Raw genomic sequence first — 26,186 nt, 5'->3', positions numbered from 1 at the left:
TTCGCAAAGGTGCTTCCTCATAAAGCGCTGCGACAAATCCGGCAACGGCATTTGCGCCCGTTCGTGTCGCCGTCGCATGATCGGCTTGAAAACACCGATTCGCTGGGGGCGGATCGGCCTTGGGGACCGATTTCATGTTCGATATCCGCGATTTCATCGACGACGTGGCCCGCTCCGTGGCATTCCTCAGCCGTATCCACATGCCGCAGCGTCATTTCGTCAATTTTGACGGCCGCCTCAGCCGCGCGGTGCGTGCCTTTCCGCTGGCCGGACTGCTGATCGTGCTGCCAGCCGCGGCCATCGTCTCGGTCTTCACCGCCTTCCAGGTCTCACCGCTGTTCACGGCCTTCGTCGCAGTCGCAGTCCAGGCCCTGATCACCGGCGCCCTGCACGAAGACGGCCTCAGCGATACGGCGGATGGCCTTGGCGGCGGCAGGACTAAGGAAAAAGCGCTTGTTATCATGAAGGATAGCCGCATCGGATCCTATGGTGCGGTTGCCCTCATCCTGTCGTTTGGGCTCAGGGTCTCGGCTCTGGCTGCCGTCCTGCCCCTGGTATCGCCAAGAGGCGCCGGATTGCTGGTGCTCGCCGTAGCCGCCCTCAGCCGCACCGCCATGGTCTGGCACTGGTCGAAACTTCCGCCCGCACGCCAGGATGGCGTTGCCGCGTCGGCTGGCGAACCGCAGGCCCCGGCTGTTACCTTTGCGCTGATTTTCGGCGTCGTGTCGGCAGCGCTTTTGCTGCTCTTGTCGGGCGCCTCGCTTTTGGCCGCAATCCTCGCCATCGCCGCCTTTGCCGTCACGGTTCCCGTCTTCAGCGAAATCGTCAACGGCAAGATCGGCGGCCATACCGGCGACACAATCGGTGCCACACAACAATTGACCGAAATCGCCGTTTTTGCAGCCCTTGCGCTAGCTATTTGAAACAACGATATAAGTCTGAACCACGCTTGCTTGGATTGTCACGCCCTTATGGAAACACCCTGCATTCTCGTCTGTTCGATCGACATGAAAACCGGATTTTGTTTCGGTTGCGGCCGCACACGTGACGAAATCGGTGCCTGGACACTCTACACAGCGCAGGAACGGCGCGACATCATGGACAGCCTGCCGGCGCGGCTGGAAACGGTCGAGCGCAAACCCCGCCGTGAAACGCGCCGGACCCGCATGGCGCGCGAAAGGGTAAGCCGCGAATGACCAGACTGACCATCCTTCTGGGCATCCTTGCCGTCGGCCTCATCTTTCTGATCCTCAACCACGACAGCGGCCGCACCTTCGGCATCATGAACGACGATTTCGGCCGCCTGGTCACGCTTGGCGCCATCGCCGCGATGTTTGCCACCGGCATCGTCCAAAGCCGCCGCCATATCGGCCAGAGCCTGCGGCAATTCGGCATCTGGGTGCTGATCCTCCTGGTTCTCGTCTCGGGCTATCTCTACCGCACCGACCTGCAGTCCTTCGGCGGCCGCCTTGCCGCCGGTCTCATTCCCGGGCGGGCTGCCGTCTTCACCGACAGCGAAGGTGTTCAGGAAGTGGTGCTGCACAAGGTGCTGAACGGTCATTTCGAAACGCCGGTCACCGTCAATGGCGCAACCGTCCAGATGCTGGTCGATACAGGCGCCAGCCGTGTCGCTCTGTCCTACGAGGACGCCGAAACGCTCGGCCTCAATCCCGCAGGGCTCTCCTATACACAAACGATCCTGACCGCCAACGGCGAAGCGCGCGCTGCCCCCGTCACGCTTGCCGAGGTCGCCATCGGCCCGATCGTCCGCAACGACGTCAAGGCGATGGTTACCCAGCAGGGCATGCTGGACCAGAGCCTGCTCGGCATGAGTTTTTTGTCGACGCTCGATTTCCTGCAGATGCAGACGGATGAGTTAAGATTGAGAGATTGAAGAAACCGGCGGGAGGCCATGCATGAACCGGGTGTTGAAAGCATTTCTTGCCACTGCCGCATTGCTTCTGCCATCTGCCGCTTATGCAGATGAATACGGCTTGCCAGGAGAGTGGCAACAGGTGAGCTCCAATGCAGGCGAATGCAGTTCCTGCAAGATCACCATCATGCGGCATGGATCGGTTCTGACCATTGCGGCCAACAATGGCTGGTCCGCCGCTGTCCAGGCAGACAGTCCCAGCAACACTCTCTGGGCGGTCGGGAACGGCCGGTGGCAAGAAGGAAAAGGCGGCCCCTACAGCGGCACGCTCTTCAATATTGCCATTATACTGAAAGGTGAACAATTGCAGATGATGATGCTGAGCGAGACTGGCAATCGCCGCGCCGGCACAATCAAGGCCGTCTTCAAAAGGCAATCGGCAGAAACTCCCCTGACGAAGATGTAACTCCCGCAGGGCGAGGGTCGTCCGTCAGTTCCGCAACCGGTACCCCGTCTTGAAGATCCACGTCAGCAAGCCCATCAGCACCGCCAGGAAGCCGACGATGATGGCAAAGCTGATCACCGGATTGACGTCGGCGATTTCGAAGAAGCTCCAGCGAAAACCGCTGATCAGATAGAGAACCGGGTTGAAATGGCTGACCGCCTGCCAGAAGGGCGGCAGCATGTTGACCGAATAGAAGCTGCCGCCAAGGAAGACCAGCGGCGGGATGACCAGCATCGGAATGAGATTGAGCTGTTCGAAATCCTTGGCCCAGATGCCGATGATGAAGCCGAACAGGCTGAAGGTGACGGCGGTCAGCACGAAAAACAGCAGCATCACGAAGGGATGGGCGATCGACAGATCGACGAACAGCGAGGCCGTCCCCAATATGATGATGCCGATCATCATGCCCTTGGTCGCCGCCGCCCCGACATAGCCAAGTACGATTTCCGTCATCGATACCGGCGAGGACAAGATCTCGTAGACCGTACCGGTGAATTTCGGGAAATAGATACCGAAGGAACCATTGCCGATACACTGGGTGAGCAATGTCAGCATGATCAGTCCCGGCGTGATGAAGGCGCCATAGGAAACCCCGTCGATCTCCTGGATGCGCGATCCGACGGCGGCGCCGAACACGATGAAATAGAGCGAGGTGGAAATGACCGGCGAAACGACGCTCTGCAAAAGCGTGCGGCGTGTGCGCGCCATCTCGAAGAAATAGATCGACTTGACCGCTTCGAGGTTCATGCCTTTGCTCCCACCAGTTCAACGAAAATGTCCTCGAGCGAACTCTGCCGCGTCGAGATGTCCTTGAGCCGGATACCCGCTTCGGCCAGCGCCGTCAAAAGCGTGGTGATACCGGTCCGCTCACCGGATGAATCGTAATCGTAGATCAGGCTGTGACCGCTGTCCTCGACCGTCAGGTCATAGGACGCAAGTGTCTCAGGGATGGCAGACACAGGCTCCTGCAGCTCGATGCGCAACTCCTTGCGGCCGAGTTTCTTCATCAGGTCCTTCTTTTGCTCGATCAGAAGGATCTTGCCGCCATTGATGACGCCGACGCGGTCGGCAATCTCTTCGGCCTCTTCGATATAGTGCGTCGTCAAGATGATCGTCACGCCGGTTTCCCGCAGCTTCTCGACCACCTTCCACATGTCCTTGCGCAGGTTGACGTCGACGCCCGCCGTCGGCTCATCGAGGAACAGAACGCGCGGCTCGTGGCTCAGCGCCTTGGCGATCAGCACCCGCCGTTTCATGCCGCCGGAAAGCTCGCGCAGCATGTTGTCCTTCTTGTCGAACAGCGACAGATCCTTCAGCACCTTTTCGATATGGGCCGGATCCGGCTTCTTGCCATGCAGCCCACGCGAAAACGACACCGTGTTCCATACTGTTTCGAACTGGTCGGTCGTCAATTCCTGCGGCACCAACCCGATCATCGCCCGGGTGACGCGAAAATCCTTGACCACGTTGTGACCACCGACCAGCACCGTACCACTGGTCGGATTGACGATCCCGCAGATGATCGAGATCAACGTCGTCTTGCCGGCGCCATTCGGCCCCAGCAATGCCAGGATTTCGCCTTCCTCGATATCGAGACTGACATCTTTCAGCGCCTGAAAGCCGGACGCATAGGTTTTCACCAGATTGGAAACGGAAACGATGGGCGCCATGAAATATGTTCCGGGGGATGTGAGGCGGAAAGAGATGCTCTATATGGGGTGTTCCTTCGAAAATTTCAGCTGCAAAATCGAGAAAAACCAAAAACAGATCGTCACGCGTTTCAGCGATTCGGAATTGGCTGTAGCGGCCGCCCCTTTGCGCTTCCGCCGGAGGCATTCTATTCTTCCTGCGGGGTGACGTAGCGCTCGGGGGATCGAATGCCGGCAATGTCTTTCTCAAAAACATCCGCGCTGTTTAACGTGCTCTTGGCGATGACCGGTCTTGTGGCCATCGCCGCGCTCACCACGCCAACCGTGCAGGGGCACGTGCGCTTCGCACTCGAGATGCTGCTGGCCGGAATCTGGACGATCTACGGCCTGCAATTGCTTGCAACCCTCATGCTGCGGCAGGCAACCGGCGTCCACGACGCGATACCGGCAATCGCGATCGATGTTCTCGCTGTCCTGCTGCCGCTTTTGGCGTTCCTGTTCGTGGGCCGCCGCGACCAGAGCCTCTATTGCGCCATCTGGCTGCTGAAGCCCCTGCGCCAATCGACGTTTTTCCGGATGATGGGCAGGGTGATCTCCAACGAGGCGCGAAACCTGATCGGGGTGACCTCGGTTTTCGGCATCCTGCTGTTTGCCGCATCGCTGGCAGCCTACCTGCTCGAGCGTGACGTCCAGCCGGACAGATTCGGCAGCATACCGCAGGCGATGTGGTGGGCTGTGGCGACACTGTCCACCACTGGCTATGGCGACGAAATCCCGCAAAGCCTTGCCGGACGTATCCTGGGCGGACTGGTGATGATGAGCGGCATCGGCATTTTCGCGCTCTGGGCCGGCATCCTCGCTACCGGCTTTTATGAAGAAGTCCGCCGCCAGGATTTCGTCCGCAATTGGCAGCTGGTAGCCGCGGTCCCCTTGTTCCAAAAACTTGGCCCCGCCGCTCTGGTCGAGGTCGTGCGCGCGCTGCGCCCGCGTATCGTGCCGGCCGGCGCCATCATCTGCCGCAAGGGCGACAGGGGCGACCAGATGTATTTCATTGTCGAGGGAAGCGTCGTGGTCGCCACGGCCAATCCGGTGGAAATCGGCGCAGGCAGCTTCTTTGGCGAGATGGCGCTGATCACCGGCGAACCGCGCTCGGCCACGGTCACCGCGGCAACCGAAGTCTCGCTGCTGTCGCTCTATTCGGTGGATTTCCAGATGATGTCGACGAACAGTCCGGAGATCGCTGAAATCATCCGCCGCACAGCCCTCGAACGGCGCAGCGCAGTCCATGGCGGCTGAAACAACGCTGCCGCGGCGGCCGGGAACATTTCCGCCTCTGTCATGAAACCGTGATGGACTCACGCCATGTTCGCGGCGTGGGACACAGACGATGACAGTGATTTGCAAGAACCTCCGGCAGTCCCCTCTTCGGTAAGGTTCATTTTAGGCCGGTTTCGACCGGCCATTTTTTTTGCGCCACCGGCCGAAACGGCAGCTAACCCACCGCCGGGATTTTCCACCAGCCTGGATGCACATCCTCGAACGAATGCGCAAGAGGGCGTAGCTCCTCGACATCCTGCACATCGAAACTGCCAGTGACCAGTGCAATCACCGGCTCATCATCGACGGCACCCAGCGTGCTACCGCATGCTGGGCAAAAGGAGCGGCTGGAATAATCGGACGAACGGTAGACGGCCGGCCTCCCGCCCTCGCCGGTCCATTCGACGGCCTCGCGCGGAAACTCCACCCAGCAAAGCGTCTGCGCACCGGAATGCCGCTGGCAGTTTTCACACGAGCAAGTGTGCGGGTTGCCGGGTATACCGGTTGCCCTGAAACGGATGCTTCCACACAGGCAACCGCCGAGATAGGTTCTGGTTTCCATTGAGACTCCCCGTTTTCGTCCGCGCGAAACCGAAAAAAATCGCCTTCAACCCAGCATAGCAAGGGGATTACCGTAAACCGGGTGTCCTTGGCTGTGCACGCCTTCAAATCAATCGCAGTGCCGGTAGCCGGATTTGCGTTCTCTGAGGTCGAAATGGAAATGATCCTTGTGCTGCGGATCGCTACCGGGACCAAGCACGGTGTTGAAATATTTGCAGCTGTCGCTGCGTACCGCCTTCAGCAGGCCCTTTTCACGGAAGGCGAAAAATCCCGGCTTGCGCACGTCGATTTCCTTGCCGGAATTCAGCACGAACTTGCCGACATCGATGGCGTTACCATGCGCATGTTCCGACATCGGATTGCCGCGCTTGGAATTCATCGTCCGGCAGGAGTAGCCACCGAGCGGCTTGATCGTCTTGATGCCGGAGAGGTAGCGGTAGCGGGCCGATGGGGCCAGTTCGTTCTTCACCCATTTGGCAAAGGCTTCCGTCACCTCGCAGTTGAGCTTGACGGCCGGCTTGATGTCGATACCGCCGGAAAGGCCGGTCAATTGGATTGGGTAGTCGATGCCGCAGGCCCGGCCGTTGGAAATGCGTGGAATATCGGTGAATTCGACCCTGAGCTTCTTCAGCCGTTGGCGGCAGGCGACTTCCGAAGCCGGCATCCGGCCGGTGAAATCAGGCTCGGATTCGGACAGCGGATTGCCGGCACGTGGCAGGAAAGCCACCTGCTGCTCTTCCTGCGTCTGCTGTTTGCGCAGCATGACGCGCTGCTGCTGATCGAGAAACTGTGCCTTGCGCGCCTCCTCGGCGGCCTGTTTTTCGGCGCTGAGCGGCGGCAGGTCGGGATCATAGCCCGGATCGACGGATGCCACCTGGACGGCCTGCGGCCCACCCAGCTGCTGCACGCTGTCGCCGCCGATGCCGCCAACCACCGGCTGGCTGGCATTGCCTTCGGCGATCTCATTGTCTCTGGCGATCTCGTTGCCCCGGCCATAATCGCGGTTCTGCTCCTCGGCCAAGCCGACAACCGGTGTCGAAGCGGTTTCGACGCCCATCATCGCATCCATGTTGACGCCCTCGGCAGGCACCGTCATCGGCTGCGTACTGGCAACGGCCAGCGGCTGCTGCGCCGGGTCGCTGTCGATCATCGGCAGGCGTTGGCCCTGCACCCGCGGATCGGCAGGGACGGCATCGTCCGAGTTTTCAGAAAAGGTGGTGACCGGCGTATTGGCTGCAGGATACGGATTTTCCCGCGAGCCGCGCGCATGACGATTGGCGGGCTCGATGGCGCTCACCCGCGCAGAGGAATCAATTCGGCCCGGCGGGGTCAGATCATCCGTCGAACAGGCGGTCAGCGACACAGACAGCAGAAAAACTGCCGCCGGCCGCCGGAAAAGGGAAACATACGCCATACTCACTTGCCGCCTCTACCGATGACGGTGCCTCGAAACGCACCATCGCACCCGCCCGGTCCCTGCGGAAAATCTGCGGGCAGCCTGTGTCGAAAGGCGGGCGCAGGACGAGAAAGACCGGAACTGAAGCGGATTTTATGCAAACAGGGTAAACGAAGGCTTTCGAAGATATCCCCGGTTATGGGCGTTGCCGCCGGTGCCAGGGATTACCCAGGCCGCTTAGAGATGCCTGACAGTCAGCTTGCCGCCCCACTTGCCGTCGAGATAATCGCAGACGAGTTGCCGGTGGCAGTGATGCGGCTTGGCTTCCGAACAGAGCAGGCAGCTGCCGGCAAACGAGGAAGGGGTAAGCCGTGTCTCGATCTGACGCTCGGCCATCAGGTCCATGAACTGGTGACGCAGCGTGTTCCAGTCGCCGTCCTTCTTCTTCCTGAAGGACGTCAGGATGTCTTCTGTCGGAGCCAGCAGCGGTTGATGCACGTAGTCAGCGCCGCAGAGCTCCTTCAGGAAATATGGCAGGTCGGCAGCCTTGGCGAAACCAGCAAGCTGCGAGGTGTTGTGAAGCCGGATATCGATCACCTTCTTCACACCGGCCTGCCGGATACGGCCAAAGAAATCCGCCGCAGTGCTATGGGTAAACCCGATCGTGGTTACATCGATATGCATCTGCCGCAGCTCCTTCACCCGATTGCCTGCCGGCTCAGACGGCGCTCATGTCCATCCACACCAGTTCGAACATATGACCATCAGGGTCTTCGACGGCACGGTTATACATGAAACCGCTGTCCTCTGGCGCGCGAATATCGGCTTTGCCTCCGGCAGCTGCGCCCGCCTCGACCAGTCTGTCGACGTCTTTGCGGCTGTCGATCGACAAGGCCAAGAGCACCTCGGTCGTCTGATGCGCGTCGGCCAGCGGTTTTGGCGTGTAGGTCGCGAGATAAGCCGGCGTTGCCAGCTGGAAGGTAATCGTCTCCGACCAGACCATGCTGGCGGACGTCTGGTCGCTGAACTGTTCGTTCTTTTCGCATCCGATCGCCTGATAAAAGCGGGTGGCCTTGGCCAGATCGGCAACCGGCATATTAACGAAAATCATCTTGGGCATTACGGCTCTCCTCGAGGCTCATTCGTTGCGCAGGCTCATGCCCACACCTCCACGACGAACGGTGCCGGCAGGAATCGACACCTGGCGCGAAAAAATTGAACCGGCCGGAGATTTTTTCAATCCGGCAACCAAACAGCTCTTGTCGAGAGGACGCGTCCTACCGCATTTCCAGCAGCAACGCGCGATGATCGGAAACCTCCGGCCTGGCCACGGCATCGAAGCGGATCACCTCGACATCCGGTGTCACCAGCATGTAGTCGGCAAAACGCCCCGGCTTTTCATAGTAGGAGGTGCGTGTGTCGGGATGTCCGCGCGATGTGATCAGGTCCGTCAGGCCAAGCTGGCCCAAAGCGCCGAACATCCGGCTGTCCGGCAAGACATTGAAATCACCGCACACGATCAGTCGCTCGTCGCGCCTCCAGACCCGTCCGATCAGCTCGATCAGTGCCTTGGTCTGCCCGTCACGCGCCGGCGTATCGCCCTTGCCCGCAACATCGCGCAGACCATGCATCTGCGCGATCGTCATTGAAAACCCGTCTTCATGGTTGAAAAGGCGAAGGCAATGAGCATTGCGGGCGCGCGGATGCGGCCCCCAACCATGAGGTGAAAACGCCCCATGCACAAAATCCTGCGCCTGGGCGATCACCGTCAGCGATGAGCGTATGAAGGTCGCGAGACCAAATTCCGAAGGCACGGCTCTGTCCCCGTCGAACAGGTCTCCCCGCGCGGTTGGGGCGAAAAAGCCGTCATGGCCTGGCAGCACGGCACGGATTTCATCGAACAGATTGGCCCGTTGTTGCAGTTCGACCCCGTGGTCCCGATAGGCCAGCCAGCCGGATGGAGACCCAGGCGTGCGTGCCACCTCCTGCAGGCAGATCACATCCGCATCGGCCTCGGTGAGATAGCGCATCAACGGCGCATGGAGCTGCCCACCCCAGGCGTTCAAGGAAACAATCCGCAGCACGGTCCACTCCAGCTGTCTTCAACACAAAACGAACCGCCCCAGCCGGAGCAGTCCGTTATCCCTGGCGTTACGCTCAGATCAGCGGCAATCGCCGTTGCCGATCACGCGAAACCCCTGCGCCTGCGCCGTGCAGGCGTTCGGGAATGTCTGTTCGCGCCGTCCTTGCCGGGCGCAGACCGGCGCAAACTCGCGGGTGCAGGCCTGAGGCCGGCGATCCGGATCGCGCGGCGGACGCATGCCGGAATCATCGACAGGCCGGTCGCTGCCGCGCGAGCATTCGCCGCGGCCGATGACACGGAACCCTTGGGCTTCGGCCATGCAGCTATTTGAAAATGTCTGCTCGCGCCGTCCCTGGCGGGCGCAGACCGGCGCATATTCGCGGGTGCAGACCTGGGGCCTGTCGCCGCCGAAATCAGGACGTTCAGGCCGGCATTCGCCTCGCCCGGTAATCCGGAAACCTTCCGCCCGCGCCTGGCAGGCATTTCCGAACGTCCGGCGATTGTTGCCGCGCTCACCGCAGACCGGATTATACTCCATCGTACACATTTGCGGCCTCGATGGTTCCGGGCGAGGATAGGGCCGCCCGCCGGGCTCATCGACGGCGACGGTGCATGCCGTCAGCAGTCCCAGCGCCATGAATGCCGCAAAACGGATTGCAACACGTTGAAAAACCGTCATTGGCAGTCCTCTCCCCTTTGGAACCCAGTATGCCGCTCCTGAACCGAACCGGCACCGTAACACATTGAACCACTGGATTATTCTGATGGGAAATAGCCCCGGGTCAAGCGCATCGTTACACCAACGACTGGAATCGCCCAAATCTCCAGATAGAAACAACGCATCACCACAACCGCCCAAAACAGAAAAAGCCCGCGTCCTTTCGAACGCGGGCAATCGGCATTTCCGTCTTTTTGAAAGTTCAGGCAGCGCGGCTGTAGCCCGTCTGCCTGTTGTCCGTGGAAAGGCGGAAGGTCTGCAGCAGGCTCTTCAGCTCGCGGCTCTCCTGCGCTAAAGTCTGGCTGGCGGCCGTCGTCTCCTCGACCATCGCGGCATTCTGCTGGGTCATCTGGTCCATGCTGTTGACGGCCGTATTGACCTCAGCAAGACCGGTCGCCTGTTCGCGGGCGGCGGTGGCGATCGAGGCGACATGTTCGTTCACCCGGTTGACCAGGCTTTCGATTTCCGTCAGCGCCTCGCCGGTCGAGCGCACCAGCGTCACGCCGGTCTCGACCTCGGTGGCGGAATTGCGGATCAGTTCCTTGATCTCCTTGGCGGCACCGGCCGAACGCTGCGCCAGCTCCCGCACTTCCTGCGCGACGACCGCAAACCCGCGGCCAGCCTCGCCTGCCCGTGCCGCCTCGACACCGGCATTCAGCGCCAGGAGGTTGGTCTGGAAGGCGATCTCATCGATAACACCGATGATCTGGCTGATCTTGGAGGACGAGCCTTCGATGCGCGTCATCGCGGCAATCGCGTTGCGGACGATATCGCCGGATTTCGCCGCGCTGCCCTTGGTCTCGTTGACCATTTCGCGGGCTTCAGCGGCCCGGTCGGATGCGCTTTTCACCGTCGAGGTGATCTCATCCAGGGCAGCCGCCGTCTCTTCAAGGGCGGCCGCCTGCTGCTCGGTGCGGCGCGACAGGTTGTTGGCGGCTTCGGAAATGTCGCCGGCACTGCCGTAAACCACTTCGGTCGACTGCGCGATCGACTGGATGACACCACGCAGCGCGGTCACAGCCGTGTTGAAATCCTCGCGCAGCTTGGAATATTCCGGGGCGATCCGGCCGATTTCCGCCGTCAGATCGCCACTTGCCAGCTTTTCAAGCGCACTGCCGACCGTCGTCATCGCGTCGGCCTGTGCCTGTGCGTTCGACAGTGAGCGATGCTCGTTGCTCAGACGCTCTTCGTCCAGCCGGGTCTGCTGCTCGGCCTCGCGGACACGAAGCCCGATGCGCTCCTTCACCGAATCCCGCAGTTCCACCAGCACAGCGGCCATCTGGCCGATCTCGTCCTTGCGGTCGTTTTCCGGAATGGCAGACGAGACATCCTCGTCGGCAATCGCCCGCATGGAGGTTTTCAGCCGCTCGATCGGGCCGACAACGCTGCGGACGATGGAGAAGGCGGCGAGCAGAATGACCAGAGCAGCAAAACCGCAAATCATCGCCACGCGGATCAGGCCGTCCTTGAACATCGCGGCAAGGTCATCGGCGTAGACGCCGGTACCGACAATCCAGCCCCAGGGCGCAAATCCGGCCACGTGCGAATATTTCAGCACCGGCTCGTCGGCACCGGGCTTCGGCCAGTAATAATCGACAAACCCCTTGCCTTCTGCCGCAACCTTCTTGGCAAACTCTACGAAAATGTGTTTGCCCGTCGGGTCCTTGTTATCCGTCTGGTCGGTACCATTCAGCGCCGGCTTGATCGGATGCATGATCATCATGCTCTTCATGTCGGTGATGAAGAAATAGCCATTGCCCTGATAGCGCATAGCCTGGATCGCCTCGATCGCCCGCGCTTGCGCATCGGCCTTCGACAGCGTTCCCGCCTGTTCCTGCTTGTAGTAGGTATCGAACACGGAGACCGCATTTTCGTTCATCGCTTCGAGCATGGCCTTGCGCTGCGCCACCAGCTTGTCCTGCTCCTGGAACAGCCCAAGCGTCATGACGGCCGCCATGGTCAGAAGTGCCAACCCCACCAGTGCATAAAGACGCACCGAAATTCGAAAATGTTTCATTGAGCCCAGTCCCCCTCATATTATCGAGGCACGATACCGGCCGGAATTTTCGAACTTCCTAACAAGAGACCACTAAAATTGACAGGACGGACCTTACCGTTTGTTTACCATCATGGATGAGCAGCGCAGCCTTCAAGGTTATTTCCCGCCGGGGTCTTTTCCGATCCATCCGCATCGGGTTACATCAGGACAAACGGAGAGCGACACAATGGCCAAACCCAACGGCGACCTCACCCTGCGCACCCTGGCCATGCCAGGCGACGCCAATGCCGCCGGCGACATCTTCGGCGGCTGGGTCATGGCGCAGATGGACCTGTCCTGCGGTATCCGTGCCGCCGAGCGGGCGCGCGGGCGCGTCGTAACCGCCGCCGTCAAGGAAATGGCCTTCGAAATGCCGGTGAAGATCGGCGATACGCTCTGCATCTATACCGATGTCGTCAAGGTTGGCCGCACGTCGATGACGCTGAAGGTCGAAGCCTGGGCGCAGCGCTATCTCTCCGACCGGATGGATAAGGTCACCGATGCGCTTTTCGTCATGGTGGCTCTGGATGAGAACGGTCATCCGAAGCCTGTCCCGCCGGAAGCCTGACCCCGCCCTCACAAAGGCCTGAGCCATGGACCAGCCCGTCGATCCGCAGATTTTCTCCCATATCCGCGTCGTCATGGGCATGGTCATCAGCCTGTCGATGGCCCGGCTGCTGACGGGCCTGGCGCTGTTCGTCCAGCATCCCGGCAAGACAAAAATCTACTGGCTGCACCTCGGCTGGGTGCTGTTCATGTTCCTGTTCCTGATCTATTTCTGGTGGTGGGAATACCGGCTGCATTCCGTGCCTGTGATCGATTTCAGCGTCTATCTCTTCGTCATCGCCTATTGCTGCATCTTCTTCTTTCTCTGCGTGCTGCTCTTTCCCACCTCGATGGAGGATTATAGCGGCTACGAACATTATTTCATGTCACGCCGCGCCTGGTTCTTCGGCTTCCTGGCGCTCGCCTACGCCCTCGATCTGGTCGACACCGCCGTCAAGGGAAAGGCCTATTTCCTGTCCTACGGGCTGGAATATCCGTTGCGAAACACTGTCTACATCGCGCTGTGCCTCGTCGCCGCCATCACGCCCAACCGGCGTTTCCACGCAACCTTCCTGATCGCCGGCCTCACCTACCAGGTCGTCTGGATTTTTCGCGCGTTCGATCTTTTGGATTGACCGGCGAGGCCCGGCGGCGCAAGCGAACCCGGCGCTTAGCCCGCTTGTGCCTTGAAGAGCACGAAAGACAACTCATTGCCCGTGTCAAAGGCTTGCGCTTTCGCAATTGCCTCTTCCAATGTCTTCCCGCCGTGCAACAGTTCGTAGAACAGGCCGTGCAGGAACAGGGGAACAGCCGATCCATCCGGAAAGTCTGAAGGCGCGGCATAGGCGCGCGCACCGGCTGCGATAAAGGCCTGCCCGAAAGCATCCGTTCCAGTCGCGCAGGCGGTACTGATCACTGTCTTTGCCGGCAACCGGATTGCGCCCGCCAGGGCATCGGCAGGCAGGCTACCGTCAATGAGCATCCCGGCGTCTATGTCGTCGACAAATTCGCCGAGCACGAAGCCATTCTCGTCACCATGTCCGGAAAGGATGACGTATTCGGCATCCTTCTCCTCCCGCTGCAGGCACTTGAGAGCATCGCCGGGCGTTCCGGGCAGATGCAAAGACACGGCCGCCCCAAGACTTTCCAAAATGGCGCGCAACAGCAGCGCCTCCGCCGAATCGCCAAGGGCAACGATCGCGACAGGTTTGCGGGGGTAGAAGAAGTTTTCATCAATCACGTGCGAAAAAACTCCCGGATAGGATTGATCAATCCGGCCGTTGATAGGGCAGATTCAGCCAGGGGAGAAGCCCCGCCATTGCGAGGTCCAGCAGTGGATTCGACGTTTCCCGTCATTGCCTGGCGTAGCGGCGGCGCGCCGGCCGCCTGCGCCGGTGATAACCGGCAACGGAAAAATCCGGCCGGTTGCACTCCCCCCACGAAAAAGCATTTCCCCGCGCACTCAATCTACAAAATAAATAAACTCTATAATCATAATAGATTTATCTAGCATGATCCCACATCACGCGGAAAACGCTTCCGCCAGCCATAAGAGGGATCCGATGCTCAACCTGACACGACGCCTGTTCGGCGCTGGCCTCATCGCCACCAGCCTGTTTGCGGCCTCCGGGCTCTCCGCCGCCGGCGTGGCCGCCGCCGAACTGACCGAATTCAAGATCGGTTATCAGAAGACCGGCCTGCCGGTCATCGCCCGCCAGCAGCAGATCATCGAAAAGGCGCTGGCGCCCAAAGGCGTCACCGTCTCCTGGGTCGAATTCACCGCAGGCCCGCCGCTGGTCGAAGCGCTGAATGTCGGCTCGATCAATGTCGGCTGGACCGGCGATGCGCCGCCCATTTTCGGCCAGGCCGCAGGCTCCGCCATCACCTATGTCGCGGCCCTCCCCTCCAACGGCGCCGGCGAAGCCATCTTCGTCAAGCCGGATTCATCCATCCAGTCGCTGGCCGATCTCAAGGGCAAGAAAGTCGGCGTCGGCAAGGGCACGTCCGCCCACAATCTTGTCGTCGCGGCACTCGAAAAAGCCGGCATCGATTTCAAGGACATCACCCCGGTCTATCTGAGCCCCGCCGATGCGGCCGCTGCCTTTGCCAGCGACAAGATCGACGCCTGGGCCGTCTGGGATCCCTTCTTCGCCATCGCCGAAACCCGCTACAAGCCACGCATTTTGACAACCTCGGCCGAGACCCTCAACGTCAAGACCTATTTCCTCGCCAATCGCGATTTCGCCAAGGACCATCCGGAAACGGTCACCACCACGATCGCCGCCCTGAAGGATGCTGCAGCCTGGGCCGATGCAAATCGCGGCAAGGTGGCGGAAGCGCTGCATGAGGTGACGGGTGTGCCGCTGGAAGCCCAGACAATCGCTGCCAACCGCACCGTCTTCGGCGTCGAACCGATTACGCCGGAGATCGTCGCCAGCCAGCAGCAGACCGCCAATCGGTTCTTCAAGCTCGGCCTGATTCCCAAGCAGATCACCATCGCCGATGCGGTCTGGACCGCGCCGACAAACTGAGTTCCTCCCAGGGAAACCGCAAGCGTGCCGGTCGTCAATCCGGACCGGCACGCGAAAATGGCTAGCGACGAAACAGAAAGGGCAGAGGATGAAATCCACCGGTCAATCGATCCTGCGCAATGGCACAGGCTGGCTTCTGCCCGCCCTCATCGTTCTTGTTTGGGAAATTGCCGCCCGCACCGGGCTGATCTCGCCAAATGTCATGGCGGCCCCCTCCGCCGTTGCCGAGGCCTTCTGGCGCTTGCTTCTGTCGGGCGAACTCGTCCGCAATATTGGCGTCAGCACCGCCCGCGCCCTCTCCGGCTTTGCTATCGGCGGCTCGATCGGCCTGATCTTCGGCCTTGCCAATGGTCTTTCCGGCCTGTCACGCAACCTGACCGACACGACGCTACAGATGGTTCGCAACATTCCGCATCTGGCATTGATCCCGCTGGTCATCCTCTGGTTCGGCATTGATGAGGAAGCAAAGCTCTTCCTCGTGGCACTCGGCGTGTTCTTCCCGATCTATGTTAACACGCTGCTCGGCATCCAGAGCGTTGATCCGCAACTGGTCGAGATGGGCCGCGTCTACGGCATGTCGCGCACCACGCTGTTCTTCCGCGTCATCCTGCCCGGCGCCCTGCCCGCCATCTTCGTCGGCCTGCGGTATGCGTTGGGGATCATGTGGCTGACGCTGATCGTCGCCGAAACCATCGCCGCCTCCTCCGGCCTTGGCTACATGGCCATGCAGGCCCGCGAGTTTCTTTTGATCGATGTCGTCGTGCTGTCAATCCTGATCTACGCCCTGCTCGGCAAGCTCGCCGATAGTTTTGCCCGGCTGCTCGAGCGGCTGACATTGCAGTGGCATCCCGTCTTCCAGACTGCCTGATTTTTCGCGAAACGAAACACGGAGTACCGGAAATGTCCGTCATCACCCTCGATCAACAGACCAAACCGGCCCGTCCGGTCAAGGAAACGGCAGAGGCACGCGCGCTGCGTGAAACGCCGCCCGGCCAGTGGTTTCCCTATGCCGCACCAAAACCGCGCGACCAAGACAACCGCGACGTCGCCTTTTCCTTTCGTGGCGTCAGCCGCAAGTTCGGCGACAAGACCGTTCTCGACAACATCGATCTCGATGTCCCCGCCGGCCAGTTCATCGCCGTCATCGGAAAAAGTGGCTGTGGCAAGAGCACGCTGCTGCGGCTGCTGACCGGTCTCGACAAACCGACCTCCGGCACACTGACGCTCAACAAGGGCGCGGAAGGTGAAAACCGCACCCGCATCATGTTCCAGGAACCTCGTCTTCTGCCCTGGGCCAAGATCGCCAGGAATGTTGAGGTCGGCCTGACCGGTATCGCCAAGGGCGCGGAGGCCCGCGAAAAATCGCTCGCCATTCTGAGCGAGGTTGGCCTTGCCGACCGGGCCGAAGAATGGCCGTCTGTCCTGTCCGGCGGCCAGCGCCAGCGTGTGGCCCTTGCCCGTGCGCTTGTAGCGCACCCCTATATTCTGGCACTCGACGAGCCGCTCGGCGCGCTCGACGCGCTAACCCGCGTCGAGATGCAGCATCTGCTCGAAAGCATCTGGCAGCAACAGACCTTCACAGCGGTTCTGGTCACCCATGATGTCGCCGAAGCCGTGGCGCTGGCCGACCGGGTCATCGTCATCGACCACGGCCGGATCGCGCTTGATTTCGATATCCCGCTTGAGCGCCCCCGCCGCCACGGTTCGCCGGAACTGGCGCGGCTGGAAGGAAAGATCCTCGATACGCTGTTCGGCGGCAGCGATTAATCGCTAGGCTCGGGCTTGGCGCAGAGCGGCGGCGACCTGCCTGCTGGCCCATTGAGCACAGACGGATACGGCGGACGAGACAAGAAATGCGATCTCGGCATTCTGCCTGGGCAGTAGCCAGACGAGGCAAAGGCAAAAGGCCGCGAACGAAAAGCGTCCCAGCACCATGCCGCGCAGCAGCCGGACAACGAAATCGGGACCATAGGCCCGCTGCGATGACACCGACAGGATCAGCCCCAGCAGCGGAAAAACCGTCAGAACGCCGCTCCATTGCGCGCCCAGCGAAGCCGACAGGACCGTCACCGCCAGCGTCAGAACAGCACCGGCAACCATGCGCATGATCAGATCAAGCCGGGTGATCGTTATCACCTTGGCGGTGGCGTTCGTGCGCGGCAGAAATGTTTGCGCGCAGATGACGCCGAGCAGCGCCATACCGAGTGCAACGGCCGGCGTTCCGGGCAAGCTCGTCAGGCCGAGGGCGGCGATGAACCACGCGGCAAGCCCCATCACGGCGGCAATGCAATAATGATACCAGCGGCAGGTCCAGGCGTAGGCGAGGTTGAAGGCCTCAGACGCGAAGATCGCCGACAGGGCAGCCGCGGCAGCGCCCACCCCGAAAATCGGCCCTTGCTCCAGCACCAGCAGATAGAGGATAGGCCCTGCCACGATCGGCAGACCGGCAAGCCAGCCCGCCACTGCCGGCCCCCAGCGCACGGCCGCCATCGAAACGGCAAGCAAAAAGAAGGGTACCAAGGTCAGTTTCAAGAGCAACATGTCAGTCCCGTTCATTCCCGTCTGCATGTCCGATGGCTCGGCGCCCGGCGCATCACAGCCTTCAGCCGCGTCATCGAAGGACGGCGCCAAAACCAGACACGCGCAATGCGGTCGCGGCCCCAAAATGTCAATCCGCGAAAACTGCCTCCGAAAAGCCCATGGTGCCCATTGCCCGCCACCGGCAAGACGCCCTATGAACCCGGTCACACGGGATTGCTGAAAGGGAACCGATGACCGCTGTTACGCCTGGCACCACAACACGGCCACCGCGCCTTTTCTGGCGCCGCGCCGTCGCGTTTGTTGTCGATCTGGCGGTTTTCTACAGCATCCTGATGATGCTGGCGCTGCCGCTGCAGGCCGTCACGGGCTGGAATCTCGGTTTCTACATCGGACAATCGACGACATGCGAGGTCACCACCGACAGTCCGTTGATCGGAGAGGTCGAAGCAGGATGGCCACTGGCGGATGGCGAAACCCGAACAAACCAGATCTGTATCAATTCCAGCATCGGCATGCAGCAGCGCTTCTTCATATCGACGGTGACGAGATCCGCAGACGCAACAGGTTCCAGCCGCTTCGTATCGATAGAGATCGATGAGACTGGCAAGGCCATCCCGCTGGATATTTCCGGAGCGAGCACCGCATCGAACATCCTGCTCCAGCTGTTGTTCCTGGCGCTGTTCGTTCTGGCAACCGCCAGAATGACGGCGGCGGGCCGCAGGACGCCTGGAAAAGCCATTCTGTTCCTTCGCATCGTCGCTGCCAGGCAAGCAATCCCCTCCTTCAGGCAATGCCTGACGAGGGAGGTCTGGAAGTTCCTGCCGTCATGCCTTCTCGGCATCGCCGTCACCGTTCACGCCGCGCGCAACCTGCCCGGCGTGTCGACGCTGGCCTCCGGTGAGTTCGCCGATGTCGTCCGTGCCGCCCGCGACATGCAGCTGCCGGATTTCAGCGCCTTGCTGACCGTTGGCCTGATCGCGTGGCTGCTCGGCGCACTCTGGTGGTTCGGCCCGTTCATCCTCTGGCGCGGCCAGACCCTCTACGACCGCATCGTCGGTTGCTTCGTCATCCGCTCGGATGATGGTTCGGCGGCGGTTGAGGCTGTCAGCCTTTGAACACGAAGGCCGCGCCGCCGGCGATCATGCAGAAACCGATGGCATGGTTCCAGGTCAGCGATTCCTTCAGCCAAAACACCGAGAAACCAGCAAACACCACCAGCGTGATGACCTCCTGCATGGTCTTCAGCTGCGCCGCCGAATAGACCTCGTGGCCAATCCGGTTGGCCGGAACCGCCAGGCAATATTCGAAAAAGGCGATGCCCCAGCTGGCGATCACGGCCATGTAGAGCGGCGACGACGTATATTTCAGATGGCCGTACCAGGCGAAGGTCATGAAGACATTCGACAGGATGAGCAGCACGATCGGCAGCACGGCGGCCGTATTCAGCGAAAAAGGCATTTCGAATCCCTGGAAAGATGGGTTGGCGAGATGCGCAGCATGTACCGCCAATCCGCCACCATTCAAGCCGGGACCGCCCGCCGCCACACAGAAAACCGGCCGGACCGGATCTCGCGAACAATCCTGTCAGAAACTGGCAGTAGCCACCTCCCCGTTGCCTTTTTGTACTCCTCTCCCCTTCACTTTCCGCCGGACTCTCTCCATATTCCCCGCATGTCGAAAGCACCGAAAAAAACCACAGGCTTCGAAGAAGCTCCCCAGGCCTCATTCGAAGGCGCTCCTGCCGGTTCCCTGTCGTCCAATGTCGCCGACTGGGCCGAAGAGCTGCAGCGCATGGCCGAGGCCGAGACGATCGAGACCCGCCACGACGTCGCTTCCAAGGCCGGCAAACACCGCAAGAAGGTGGAGATCGCCGCCCAGAAGGCAAAGCAGGAAAAGACCAGCAAGGACGGGGTGAGCGCCAGCCGCTCCGCCCGCGGCACCTCGATGGGTGGCACGTCGGACCCGAAGACCCGTGCCGCCGCCGGTCTTAATCCCGTCTCCGGCCTCGATGTCGCGCTTGAGGATGCCGAAAAATTCATGTCCGGCAGCGGCGTCACCGCCACCGTCGAGGCACTGTCGGCGCTGATCGAGAGCGGCAACCCGCTGTTCAAGGACGGCAAACTGTGGACGCCGCACCGCCCCGCCCGCCCGGAAAAATCCGAGGGCGGCATCGAGATCGTCATGAAGGCCGATTTCGAGCCCGCCGGCGACCAGCCGACCGCCATCAAGGACCTCGTCGAGGGCCTGTCCAACGGCGACCGCTCCCAGGTCCTGCTCGGTGTCACCGGCTCCGGCAAGACGTTCACCATGGCCAAGGTAATCGAGGCCACCCAGCGCCCCGCCGTCATCCTGGCGCCGAACAAGACGCTGGCGGCCCAGCTCTATTCCGAGTTCAAGAACTTCTTCCCCGACAATGCGGTCGAATATTTCGTCTCCTACTACGATTATTACCAGCCGGAAGCCTATGTGCCGCGCTCCGATACCTTCATCGAGAAGGAGAGTTCGATCAACGAACAGATCGACCGCATGCGCCACTCGGCAACCCGCTCGCTGATCGAGCGCGACGACGTGATCATCGTCGCCTCGGTCTCGTGCATCTACGGTATCGGCTCGGTCGAGACCTATACCGCCATGACCTTCCAGATGACGGTCGGCGACACGCTCGACCAGCGGCAGCTGCTCGCCGATCTCGTCGCCCAGCAATACAAGCGCCGCGACATGGATTTTCAACGCGGCAGTTTTCGCGTGCGCGGCGACACGATCGAGATCTTCCCCGCCCACCTTGAGGATGCCGCGTGGCGTATCAGCATGTTCGGCGACGAGATCGACAGCATCACCGAATTCGATCCGCTGACCGGCCAGAAGACCGACGACCTGAAGAGCGTCAAGATTTACGCCAATTCCCACTATGTGACGCCGCGCCCGACGCTCAACCAGGCGATCAAGTCGATCAAGGAAGAGCTGAAACTGCGCCTGGCCGAGTTGGAAAAGGGCGGCCGCCTGCTCGAAGCCCAGCGGCTGGAACAGCGCACCCGCTACGACATCGAGATGCTGGAAGCCACCGGTTCCTGCGCCGGCATCGAAAACTATTCGCGCTACCTCACCGGCCGCCAGCCCGGCGAGCCGCCGCCGACTTTGTTCGAATATATCCCCGACAACGCGCTGCTGTTCATCGACGAGAGCCACGTCTCCGTCAGCCAGATCGGCGGCATGTACCGGGGAGACTTCCGCCGCAAGGCGACGCTGGCCGAATACGGTTTCCGCCTGCCATCCTGCATGGACAACCGTCCCTTGCGCTTCGAGGAATGGGACGCCATGCGCCCGGACACCATCGCGGTCTCGGCGACGCCGGCGGCCTGGGAGCTGGAACAGTCCGGCGGCGTCTTTGCCGAACAGGTCATCCGCCCCACAGGCCTGATCGATCCGCCGGTCGAGGTCCGCTCGGCCAAGACCCAGGTCGACGACGTCTTGGGCGAAATCCGCGAGACCGCCCAGGCCGGTTACCGCACGCTGGTCACCGTGCTGACCAAGCGCATGGCCGAGGACCTGACCGAATATCTGCACGAGCAGGGCATTCGCGTCCGCTACATGCACAGTGATATCGACACGCTGGAGCGCATCGAGATCATCCGCGACCTGCGCCTCGGCGCTTTCGACGTGCTGGTCGGCATCAACCTGCTGCGCGAAGGCCTCGACATTCCCGAATGCGGCTTCGTCGCCATCCTCGATGCCGACAAGGAAGGTTTTCTGCGCTCGGAAACCTCGCTCGTCCAGACCATCGGCCGCGCGGCGCGAAACGTCGACGGCAAGGTCATCCTCTATGCCGATCAGATCACCGGATCGATGAAGCGCGCCATGGAGGAAACCTCCCGCCGCCGCGAAAAGCAGGTGGCCTACAATGAGGCCAATGGCATCACGCCGGAATCGGTGAAAGCCCGCATTTCCGACATCCTCGATTCGGTCTACGAGAAGGATCATGTCCGCGCCGATATCGGCATCAAGGGCGTCAAGGGCGGCGTCACCGACCTGGTCGGCAACAACCTCGCCGCCCATCTCGAAGCGCTCGAAAAGCAGATGCGCAACGCCGCCGCCGACCTCGACTTCGAAACCGCCGCCCGCCTGCGCGACGAAATCAAGCGCCTCAAAGCCGCCGAACTCGCCGTCATGGACGACCCGATGGCACGCCAAGAGGCGCGGGCGATGGAGGGATCGGGCAAGAAGGGCAAGGCAAACTCGCTCGCCTCCCTCCCCCTTGTGGGGAGGGTTGGGGAGGGGCAAGCCCCACCCACGGAAACCGCCGCAAACACCCCTCCCGGCCCTGCGGGCCAAACTCCCCACAAGGGGGAGGAAAAGAGCCTCTTCGCCAAACCCTCGCTCGACGACATGGGTCCGGGCACCGACATGACCCGCCCGGCCCGCAAACCGGCGGAGGGGCAATCCGGTTTCCGCAAGCCCGACCTTGACGAGATGGGTCGCGACATCGCCACACCCGACCGCAAGGAGACCGGGCTGTTCCGCAAGAACAGCCTCGACGAAATGACCGTCGGCCGCACCGAAAAGCCGCTCAACACCCGCGGCACCCTACCGGAAAAGCCGGTGACGGAATCTGGAAAACGCTTCTCGCCGCTGCTGGAAGGCCAGCCGGAAAAGCGTGATCCTTCCTCCTCGCCCCAACGGGGAGAGGATAGTTCGCCCCAAGAGGCAAAGCCGATTGGTTCGGCGAACTTGGTGAGGGGGGCCGACGACCCAAAACCCTTCATCCGCGCCAAATCCGGCGCCGGTTCCTACGAGGATGCCGGCGACCTCAAGCGCCAGAAGAAAACCAAAGGCAAGACCGGCCGCCCCGGCCAGTAATACCCTCCCCTCGAGGGGGAGGGTCGGCGCTCCGCGCCGGGGTGGGGTGACCACCAAACATACGGGGTAATCTCCCCCCTTGTGGGGGAGATGTCGGCAAAGCCGACAGAGGGGGGTGCCGCCCCGCATATTCCGGACCCACGCCGAGACGCCCGCAAGGCCCCGCCCGCTCCCTCTTCTCCCCAGCGGGGAGAAGGTGGCCCGCAGGGCCGGATGAGGGCCCCACAGGCACCTATTCTGCCGCACCGCCCCCTCATCGCCTCGCCTCCGCCCGGCACGTCTCCCCGCTGGGGAGAAGTGGGACACGCCAGCCACATCTCCAACAATGCCGCATGGCCAGACCACAACAAACCGTGATCCCCCGCAGGGGGATGGGAAAGCCGAAGAAGTTTCCGCCCGTTCCCTCTTCTCCCCACCGGGGAGAAGGTGGCCCAACGGGCCGGATGAGGGGGCCGCACGCACCCTTTCTGCCGTGCCGCCCCTCATAGTGCGCCTCAACGCCGCAAAGCGCGCGCCCACCCCGAGACACCCGCAAGATCCCGCCCGCTCCCTCTTCTCCCCGCCGGGGAGAAGGTGGCCCGCAGGGCCGGATGAAGGGGCCAAGCGCTCAGAATGTGCCGCACCGCCCCCTCATCGCCTCGCCGTCGCTCGGCACTTCTCCCCGCTGGGGAGAAGAAGGAAACCGCCGCCTGCCGCGCACCAGCCATCCCCCCAAAAATGCCCCATGGCCAGACCACCGCCCATCGGCTACTGCTCAAACACACCACAGCCGCCAAAGGACCTGCCATGCGCCTGCCCGCCCTCCTCCTCTCCGCCGTACTCGCCCTGTCAACGCTTCCCGCCATGGCCGCACCCTACAAGACCCCGGAGGCCCTGCTTGAGGCGCTCTACAGCTACGACACCGCCAGAACCGCCGAAAACGCCCCCTCGCCCTACGCGCCGTTCTTCTCCGACCAGTTGAACGCCCGCTTCCAGGAAGATGCCGACGGCACAGCGGCCGGCGATGCCGGCACCATCGATTTCGACCCGGTGATCTCAGGCAATGACGGCCAGGCCACCGATGTCGAAATCGGCCAGCCGGCCGTCATCGACGATACCGCCGAAGTCGAAGTGACGTTCCGGAATTCCGGACCGGTGACGCTGTTCTACACGCTGGTCAAGGAACACGGCGGCTGGAAAGTCGACGACATCGCCGACCAGCAGGGGGAATATCCGTGGAGCCTGAGCGCGTTGTTTGATGGTGCGCGGTAGAGTAAAAATCCCAACCGGCTGGCCTTTTCGAATCCAATTATCGCCAGAGCCATATTAGCTATCCCACCAACGAATTCCAAAATTAGTTGAAAAAAAATAGTTGCCCACAACCAAAACGCTATTATCTTAATCGAATAGAAATGCGGAAAGATTCGTTAATATGCTTGAAACAAATAAAATTGATGACTTTGCAGCAACGTTAGAAGAAGCCACTAGATCAACACGCGAAGGTGTAAAATATTTTATTGAGCCAGCTCAGGGCACTCTATCACGCGCGAAAAGTAAACGGCACCATCTGATATTTGGTCGCAGGGGCTCAGGAAAATCGAGTCTCTTAAATAAACTTGTAAGTGAGTTCAATTTATCGAGAACTCCCGTCGCCTATATCGATTTGGAAACCTTTAAAGGACACAGCTATCCTGATGTTTTGGTGAGCATTCTAATAAAAACTCTCTCATCATATGAAAAATGGATGGAAACGGCGGCTATATTACCTGGTTCAAAACAATCTTTCTGGGAAAAACTATTTGGTAAAAAACCAACAAGAAAGGCATTGGACAAGGGTGAGGTAGCAAAAGTTTCTAATTCTATAAACAAAATCAAAGTTGAGTTAGAGCATCTCTTGTCTGAGGCAGAAACAATTGATCGCACCAGAACAGCGCGCCAATCCCTAGCAAAGGGAGGCGAAGGAACCGCTTCGCTTGATGGCCCCTCAAGTAACCTATCTGCAAAAGCCACAATTTCCAAAGAGACAGAAAAGGAAATAGTGGATACTTATGAAAACAAGAAGATAGAGATTCTTCACAGAAGAATTTTGGAATTCAAAGATTTATTTGAGAAAATATCTGCATGTGCAGATGGATCATCATATATTCTCCTTGATGATCTTTATCACATAAGAAAATCTGATCAAGCAATGGTTATTGATTAATTTCATAGAATAACCAAAGGAACAGATACATGGCTAAAAATCGGGACTATCAAGCACAGAACCAAATGGTACACAACCGGAACACAAGCAATAGGTGTAAAACTTGGTGATGATGCAGACGAAATTGACCTAGACGTCACACTTGAGAGGTATGATCTTACCAAAAAGTTCTTAATTAGGATACTAGAGCAATTTTGCGTGCAGTATGATTCCAAGGTCAGCGACATACTTTCAGATGGCGCTAGAGATCGATTAGTTTTGGCTAGTGGGGGCGTTGCAAGAGATTTTCTAAGTTTAACTCGACGCTCAATCGATGTGGCGAGACAGCGGTTGGCAGGTAATGATAGATTTCGAGGCGAGCGGATTTCTGCAGAGGATGTAAACAAGGCCGCCGGTGAACTTGATTCATTTAAACAGGAAGATTTTCAGTTTGATACATCACCTGACGAGTCGAGAGGTTTGAGGGCAGAGTTTGAGAAAATTCGGAATTTTTGCCTAGAGAAAACAAATACAAACTGCCTTTTGGTAGACAAAGAATCCTCGGAGAAGTTTGTCTTTCCAATAAAGGAACTTGTTGATCTAAAATTTTTACATCACATAAGCTCCAGAGTTACCGTACGAGATCGGAAGGGAAAGATATATGATGCTTATATGCTTGATATCAGCCAGTATTCTGGGGAAAGAAAAAGAAGAAATTTTGAAATGATAAAATTTTGGGAAAGAGAAGGAGATAGCGACCTTCGAAAAGGCAAGTTAGTTTACAGTTAAACATTCGGAGACAAAGACGCGTGAGATCATAACGTTTCGCCTCGGGAACCCTGTTGTTTGCAACGCGGAATCGACCCTCCCTCCGTCATTCCTGTGCCTGTCACAGGAATTCAGTGCGCCGTGTCCACAGCGCGCAAGACCCTTTCTAATACGCGAAACAAAAGAGCGCCTTCACGGCGCAGACGCGCCGTGGCTGGATTCCTGTGACAGGCACAGGAATGACGGAGGCGAGGACAGCGCCCCAATTTCCCGACCGGCAACGGGGATAAATTTCTGCTCGAAAGACGCGGCATCACCACCTCCCCTCGGTGAGAGAGCGCGCAAAATCAACCCCTTACCCAAATGCCACCTGCGCAATCCCGCTCCCCACCACACCCACAAAATCCCCGCCCCCAAAACCCGTGCCATACTTCTCCCGTTCCGCCGTGGATACACTGCCAGCCGTGGCAGCGAGGCGGGGCCGGCGCCGGGTTTGAGGAAAGGACGGACATCCTCCTATCCGGGGTTCGCGGAAAATGCTCTCCCTCCGGCGACACGGGGAGAGGCAAGGGTTTTTCCTTGTCTCTTGAAGCCCGAAAGAGCGCGCCGGGCGTGCCTGTGCGGCACACAGGGTGGGTGAGCGGG

The 26,186-nt window shown here is 60.1% G+C and carries 28 protein-coding genes; 16 read left to right on the top strand and 12 right to left on the bottom strand.

The window, feature by feature from the left end; translation table 11 throughout:
• The first annotated feature begins 134 nt into the window (after positions 1-134).
• The 4 genes from ACSQ3J_RS10800 to ACSQ3J_RS10785 are packed head-to-tail and all read left to right on the top strand — an operon-like array spanning position 135 to position 2,339.
• Entirely contained in the window at positions 135-923 is a 789-nt protein-coding gene (locus ACSQ3J_RS10800) for an adenosylcobinamide-GDP ribazoletransferase (protein ID WP_060506332.1), read from the top strand.
• Between the two features lie 48 nt (positions 924-971).
• Entirely contained in the window at positions 972-1,196 is a 225-nt protein-coding gene (locus tag ACSQ3J_RS10795) for a DUF1289 domain-containing protein (RefSeq protein WP_060506291.1), read from the top strand.
• Positions 1,193-1,894, top strand: a complete 702-nt coding sequence (locus ACSQ3J_RS10790) for a TIGR02281 family clan AA aspartic protease (RefSeq protein ID WP_436039078.1) — start codon at positions 1,193-1,195, stop codon at positions 1,892-1,894. Before ACSQ3J_RS10795 ends, ACSQ3J_RS10790 begins: the two co-directional genes overlap by 4 nt.
• A 22-nt stretch (positions 1,895-1,916) precedes the next feature.
• Complete coding sequence (locus ACSQ3J_RS10785) at positions 1,917-2,339, top strand: hypothetical protein (RefSeq protein WP_060506289.1); 423 nt, start codon at positions 1,917-1,919, stop codon at positions 2,337-2,339.
• A 24-nt stretch (positions 2,340-2,363) separates the two neighbouring features.
• Here the strand turns inward: ACSQ3J_RS10785 and ACSQ3J_RS10780 are convergent, their stop codons facing one another.
• Together ACSQ3J_RS10780 and ACSQ3J_RS10775 are read right to left on the bottom strand one after the other, a co-directional pair.
• Positions 2,364-3,125: an ABC transporter permease gene (locus ACSQ3J_RS10780; RefSeq protein ID WP_060506288.1), complete on the bottom strand. Its 762-nt coding sequence runs from the start codon at positions 3,123-3,125 to the stop codon at positions 2,364-2,366.
• Positions 3,122-4,048, bottom strand: coding sequence for an ABC transporter ATP-binding protein (locus ACSQ3J_RS10775; protein ID WP_060506287.1), 927 nt, complete (start codon positions 4,046-4,048; stop codon positions 3,122-3,124). The genes ACSQ3J_RS10780 and ACSQ3J_RS10775 overlap by 4 nt, the downstream gene beginning before the upstream one ends.
• Between ACSQ3J_RS10775 and ACSQ3J_RS10770 the strand changes: the two genes are divergently transcribed.
• Positions 4,038-4,235 (top strand): hypothetical protein, encoded by a 198-nt coding sequence (locus ACSQ3J_RS10770; RefSeq protein ID WP_436039077.1) that lies wholly within the window; start codon positions 4,038-4,040, stop codon positions 4,233-4,235. The genes ACSQ3J_RS10775 and ACSQ3J_RS10770 overlap by 11 nt on opposite strands.
• 20 nt (positions 4,236-4,255) lie before the next feature.
• Entirely contained in the window at positions 4,256-5,323 is a 1,068-nt protein-coding gene (locus ACSQ3J_RS10765) for a cyclic nucleotide-gated ion channel (RefSeq protein WP_060506285.1), read from the top strand.
• A 196-nt stretch (positions 5,324-5,519) separates the two neighbouring features.
• Here ACSQ3J_RS10765 and ACSQ3J_RS10760 read toward each other — a convergent pair whose 3' ends face one another.
• The 7 genes from ACSQ3J_RS10760 to ACSQ3J_RS10730 all read right to left on the bottom strand — a co-directional run bounded on the left by ACSQ3J_RS10760 (position 5,520) and on the right by ACSQ3J_RS10730 (position 12,119).
• Positions 5,520-5,906: a GFA family protein gene (locus tag ACSQ3J_RS10760; protein WP_060506284.1), complete on the bottom strand. Its 387-nt coding sequence runs from the start codon at positions 5,904-5,906 to the stop codon at positions 5,520-5,522.
• 108 nt (positions 5,907-6,014) lie between these two features.
• Positions 6,015-7,319 (bottom strand): extensin-like domain-containing protein, encoded by a 1,305-nt coding sequence (locus ACSQ3J_RS10755; protein ID WP_060506283.1) that lies wholly within the window; start codon positions 7,317-7,319, stop codon positions 6,015-6,017.
• A gap of 219 nt (positions 7,320-7,538) precedes the next feature.
• The gene (locus tag ACSQ3J_RS10750) at positions 7,539-7,985 is read right to left on the bottom strand and encodes a DUF488 domain-containing protein (protein ID WP_060506331.1); all 447 of its coding nucleotides are present in this window, start codon (positions 7,983-7,985) and stop codon (positions 7,539-7,541) included.
• 34 nt (positions 7,986-8,019) lie between these two features.
• Complete coding sequence (locus ACSQ3J_RS10745; protein ID WP_060510997.1) at positions 8,020-8,421, bottom strand: VOC family protein; 402 nt, start codon at positions 8,419-8,421, stop codon at positions 8,020-8,022.
• 157 nt (positions 8,422-8,578) lie between these two features.
• A complete protein-coding gene (locus tag ACSQ3J_RS10740; protein ID WP_060506330.1) occupies positions 8,579-9,382 on the bottom strand; it encodes an endonuclease/exonuclease/phosphatase family protein in 804 nt (267 codons plus the stop codon).
• A gap of 81 nt (positions 9,383-9,463) precedes the next feature.
• A complete protein-coding gene (locus tag ACSQ3J_RS10735; RefSeq protein ID WP_060506281.1) occupies positions 9,464-10,063 on the bottom strand; it encodes a Kazal-type serine protease inhibitor domain-containing protein in 600 nt (199 codons plus the stop codon).
• 241 nt (positions 10,064-10,304) lie between these two features.
• On the bottom strand, positions 10,305-12,119 hold the full coding sequence (locus tag ACSQ3J_RS10730) for a methyl-accepting chemotaxis protein (protein ID WP_060510995.1): 1,815 nt from the start codon (positions 12,117-12,119) through the stop codon (positions 10,305-10,307).
• A gap of 208 nt (positions 12,120-12,327) precedes the next feature.
• Here ACSQ3J_RS10730 and ACSQ3J_RS10725 point away from each other — a divergent pair, with 208 nt between their 5' ends.
• Both ACSQ3J_RS10725 and ACSQ3J_RS10720 read left to right on the top strand, forming a co-directional pair.
• A complete protein-coding gene (locus ACSQ3J_RS10725; protein WP_060506279.1) occupies positions 12,328-12,708 on the top strand; it encodes an acyl-CoA thioesterase in 381 nt (126 codons plus the stop codon).
• A gap of 25 nt (positions 12,709-12,733) precedes the next feature.
• On the top strand, positions 12,734-13,321 hold the full coding sequence (locus ACSQ3J_RS10720) for a hypothetical protein (protein WP_060510993.1): 588 nt from the start codon (positions 12,734-12,736) through the stop codon (positions 13,319-13,321).
• A gap of 35 nt (positions 13,322-13,356) precedes the next feature.
• Here the strand turns inward: ACSQ3J_RS10720 and ACSQ3J_RS10715 are convergent, their stop codons facing one another.
• Positions 13,357-13,926, bottom strand: a complete 570-nt coding sequence (locus tag ACSQ3J_RS10715; RefSeq protein ID WP_060510991.1) for a hypothetical protein — start codon at positions 13,924-13,926, stop codon at positions 13,357-13,359.
• Positions 13,927-14,248: 322 nt separating this feature from the next.
• Here ACSQ3J_RS10715 and ACSQ3J_RS10710 point away from each other — a divergent pair, with 322 nt between their 5' ends.
• From ACSQ3J_RS10710 to ACSQ3J_RS10700, 3 genes are all read left to right on the top strand, one after another.
• Positions 14,249-15,217 carry an aliphatic sulfonate ABC transporter substrate-binding protein gene (locus ACSQ3J_RS10710; RefSeq protein ID WP_060510989.1) on the top strand — a complete coding sequence of 323 codons (969 nt, stop codon included), beginning with the start codon at positions 14,249-14,251 and terminating at the stop codon, positions 15,215-15,217.
• An 88-nt stretch (positions 15,218-15,305) separates the two neighbouring features.
• Complete coding sequence (locus tag ACSQ3J_RS10705) at positions 15,306-16,085, top strand: ABC transporter permease subunit (protein ID WP_060506276.1); 780 nt, start codon at positions 15,306-15,308, stop codon at positions 16,083-16,085.
• A gap of 32 nt (positions 16,086-16,117) precedes the next feature.
• A complete protein-coding gene (locus tag ACSQ3J_RS10700) occupies positions 16,118-16,984 on the top strand; it encodes an ATP-binding cassette domain-containing protein (RefSeq protein ID WP_436039076.1) in 867 nt (288 codons plus the stop codon).
• 3 nt (positions 16,985-16,987) lie between these two features.
• Here the strand turns inward: ACSQ3J_RS10700 and ACSQ3J_RS10695 are convergent, their stop codons facing one another.
• Positions 16,988-17,773 (bottom strand): hypothetical protein, encoded by a 786-nt coding sequence (locus ACSQ3J_RS10695; RefSeq protein WP_436039075.1) that lies wholly within the window; start codon positions 17,771-17,773, stop codon positions 16,988-16,990.
• 215 nt (positions 17,774-17,988) lie between these two features.
• Between ACSQ3J_RS10695 and ACSQ3J_RS10690 the strand changes: the two genes are divergently transcribed.
• On the top strand, positions 17,989-18,873 hold the full coding sequence (locus ACSQ3J_RS10690; protein WP_060506275.1) for an RDD family protein: 885 nt from the start codon (positions 17,989-17,991) through the stop codon (positions 18,871-18,873).
• On the opposite strand, the gene ACSQ3J_RS10685 is transcribed toward ACSQ3J_RS10690, so the two are convergent.
• Positions 18,863-19,216 carry a DMT family protein gene (locus ACSQ3J_RS10685; protein WP_060506327.1) on the bottom strand — a complete coding sequence of 118 codons (354 nt, stop codon included), beginning with the start codon at positions 19,214-19,216 and terminating at the stop codon, positions 18,863-18,865. The genes ACSQ3J_RS10690 and ACSQ3J_RS10685 overlap by 11 nt on opposite strands.
• A 213-nt stretch (positions 19,217-19,429) precedes the next feature.
• On the opposite strand from ACSQ3J_RS10685, the gene uvrB reads away from it, so the two are divergent.
• The 4 genes from uvrB to ACSQ3J_RS10665 all read left to right on the top strand — a co-directional run bounded on the left by uvrB (position 19,430) and on the right by ACSQ3J_RS10665 (position 25,562).
• The gene (gene uvrB, locus ACSQ3J_RS10680; RefSeq protein WP_436039074.1) at positions 19,430-22,612 is read left to right on the top strand and encodes an excinuclease ABC subunit UvrB; all 3,183 of its coding nucleotides are present in this window, start codon (positions 19,430-19,432) and stop codon (positions 22,610-22,612) included.
• A gap of 786 nt (positions 22,613-23,398) precedes the next feature.
• Positions 23,399-23,863 (top strand): DUF3828 domain-containing protein, encoded by a 465-nt coding sequence (locus ACSQ3J_RS10675; RefSeq protein ID WP_060506326.1) that lies wholly within the window; start codon positions 23,399-23,401, stop codon positions 23,861-23,863.
• A gap of 160 nt (positions 23,864-24,023) precedes the next feature.
• Positions 24,024-24,794, top strand: coding sequence for a P-loop NTPase fold protein (locus tag ACSQ3J_RS10670; protein ID WP_436039073.1), 771 nt, complete (start codon positions 24,024-24,026; stop codon positions 24,792-24,794).
• 198 nt (positions 24,795-24,992) lie between these two features.
• The gene (locus ACSQ3J_RS10665; protein ID WP_156397731.1) at positions 24,993-25,562 is read left to right on the top strand and encodes a hypothetical protein; all 570 of its coding nucleotides are present in this window, start codon (positions 24,993-24,995) and stop codon (positions 25,560-25,562) included.
• Positions 25,563-26,186 lie beyond the last annotated feature (624 nt).

This window comes from Rhizobium sp. LjRoot98 (assembly GCF_964252935.1).
GTDB lineage: Bacteria > Pseudomonadota > Alphaproteobacteria > Rhizobiales > Rhizobiaceae > Pararhizobium.
The sequence above is the reverse complement of the archived record's forward strand: the minus strand, read 5'-3'. Positions and strand labels throughout refer to the sequence as shown.

Coding starts and splice junctions, on each gene's coding strand:
- ACSQ3J_RS10790 (WP_436039078.1), top strand. CDS start 1,193: ATGACCAGACTGACCATCCTTCTGGGCATCCTTGCCGTCGGCCTCATC.
- ACSQ3J_RS10675 (WP_060506326.1), top strand. CDS start 23,399: ATGCGCCTGCCCGCCCTCCTCCTCTCCGCCGTACTCGCCCTGTCAACG.
- ACSQ3J_RS10725 (WP_060506279.1), top strand. CDS start 12,328: ATGGCCAAACCCAACGGCGACCTCACCCTGCGCACCCTGGCCATGCCA.
- ACSQ3J_RS10785 (WP_060506289.1), top strand. CDS start 1,917: ATGAACCGGGTGTTGAAAGCATTTCTTGCCACTGCCGCATTGCTTCTG.
- ACSQ3J_RS10690 (WP_060506275.1), top strand. CDS start 17,989: ATGACCGCTGTTACGCCTGGCACCACAACACGGCCACCGCGCCTTTTC.
- ACSQ3J_RS10750 (WP_060506331.1), bottom strand. CDS start 7,985: ATGCATATCGATGTAACCACGATCGGGTTTACCCATAGCACTGCGGCG.
- ACSQ3J_RS10775 (WP_060506287.1), bottom strand. CDS start 4,048: ATGGCGCCCATCGTTTCCGTTTCCAATCTGGTGAAAACCTATGCGTCC.
- ACSQ3J_RS10760 (WP_060506284.1), bottom strand. CDS start 5,906: ATGGAAACCAGAACCTATCTCGGCGGTTGCCTGTGTGGAAGCATCCGT.
- ACSQ3J_RS10770 (WP_436039077.1), top strand. CDS start 4,038: ATGGGCGCCATGAAATATGTTCCGGGGGATGTGAGGCGGAAAGAGATG.
- ACSQ3J_RS10710 (WP_060510989.1), top strand. CDS start 14,249: ATGCTCAACCTGACACGACGCCTGTTCGGCGCTGGCCTCATCGCCACC.
- ACSQ3J_RS10800 (WP_060506332.1), top strand. CDS start 135: ATGTTCGATATCCGCGATTTCATCGACGACGTGGCCCGCTCCGTGGCA.
- ACSQ3J_RS10755 (WP_060506283.1), bottom strand. CDS start 7,319: ATGGCGTATGTTTCCCTTTTCCGGCGGCCGGCGGCAGTTTTTCTGCTG.
- uvrB (WP_436039074.1), top strand. CDS start 19,430: ATGTCGAAAGCACCGAAAAAAACCACAGGCTTCGAAGAAGCTCCCCAG.
- ACSQ3J_RS10730 (WP_060510995.1), bottom strand. CDS start 12,119: ATGAAACATTTTCGAATTTCGGTGCGTCTTTATGCACTGGTGGGGTTG.
- ACSQ3J_RS10735 (WP_060506281.1), bottom strand. CDS start 10,063: ATGACGGTTTTTCAACGTGTTGCAATCCGTTTTGCGGCATTCATGGCG.
- ACSQ3J_RS10670 (WP_436039073.1), top strand. CDS start 24,024: ATGCTTGAAACAAATAAAATTGATGACTTTGCAGCAACGTTAGAAGAA.
- ACSQ3J_RS10745 (WP_060510997.1), bottom strand. CDS start 8,421: ATGCCCAAGATGATTTTCGTTAATATGCCGGTTGCCGATCTGGCCAAG.
- ACSQ3J_RS10695 (WP_436039075.1), bottom strand. CDS start 17,773: ATGAACGGGACTGACATGTTGCTCTTGAAACTGACCTTGGTACCCTTC.
- ACSQ3J_RS10705 (WP_060506276.1), top strand. CDS start 15,306: ATGAAATCCACCGGTCAATCGATCCTGCGCAATGGCACAGGCTGGCTT.
- ACSQ3J_RS10780 (WP_060506288.1), bottom strand. CDS start 3,125: ATGAACCTCGAAGCGGTCAAGTCGATCTATTTCTTCGAGATGGCGCGC.
- ACSQ3J_RS10700 (WP_436039076.1), top strand. CDS start 16,118: ATGTCCGTCATCACCCTCGATCAACAGACCAAACCGGCCCGTCCGGTC.
- ACSQ3J_RS10720 (WP_060510993.1), top strand. CDS start 12,734: ATGGACCAGCCCGTCGATCCGCAGATTTTCTCCCATATCCGCGTCGTC.
- ACSQ3J_RS10685 (WP_060506327.1), bottom strand. CDS start 19,216: ATGCCTTTTTCGCTGAATACGGCCGCCGTGCTGCCGATCGTGCTGCTC.
- ACSQ3J_RS10795 (WP_060506291.1), top strand. CDS start 972: ATGGAAACACCCTGCATTCTCGTCTGTTCGATCGACATGAAAACCGGA.
- ACSQ3J_RS10765 (WP_060506285.1), top strand. CDS start 4,256: ATGCCGGCAATGTCTTTCTCAAAAACATCCGCGCTGTTTAACGTGCTC.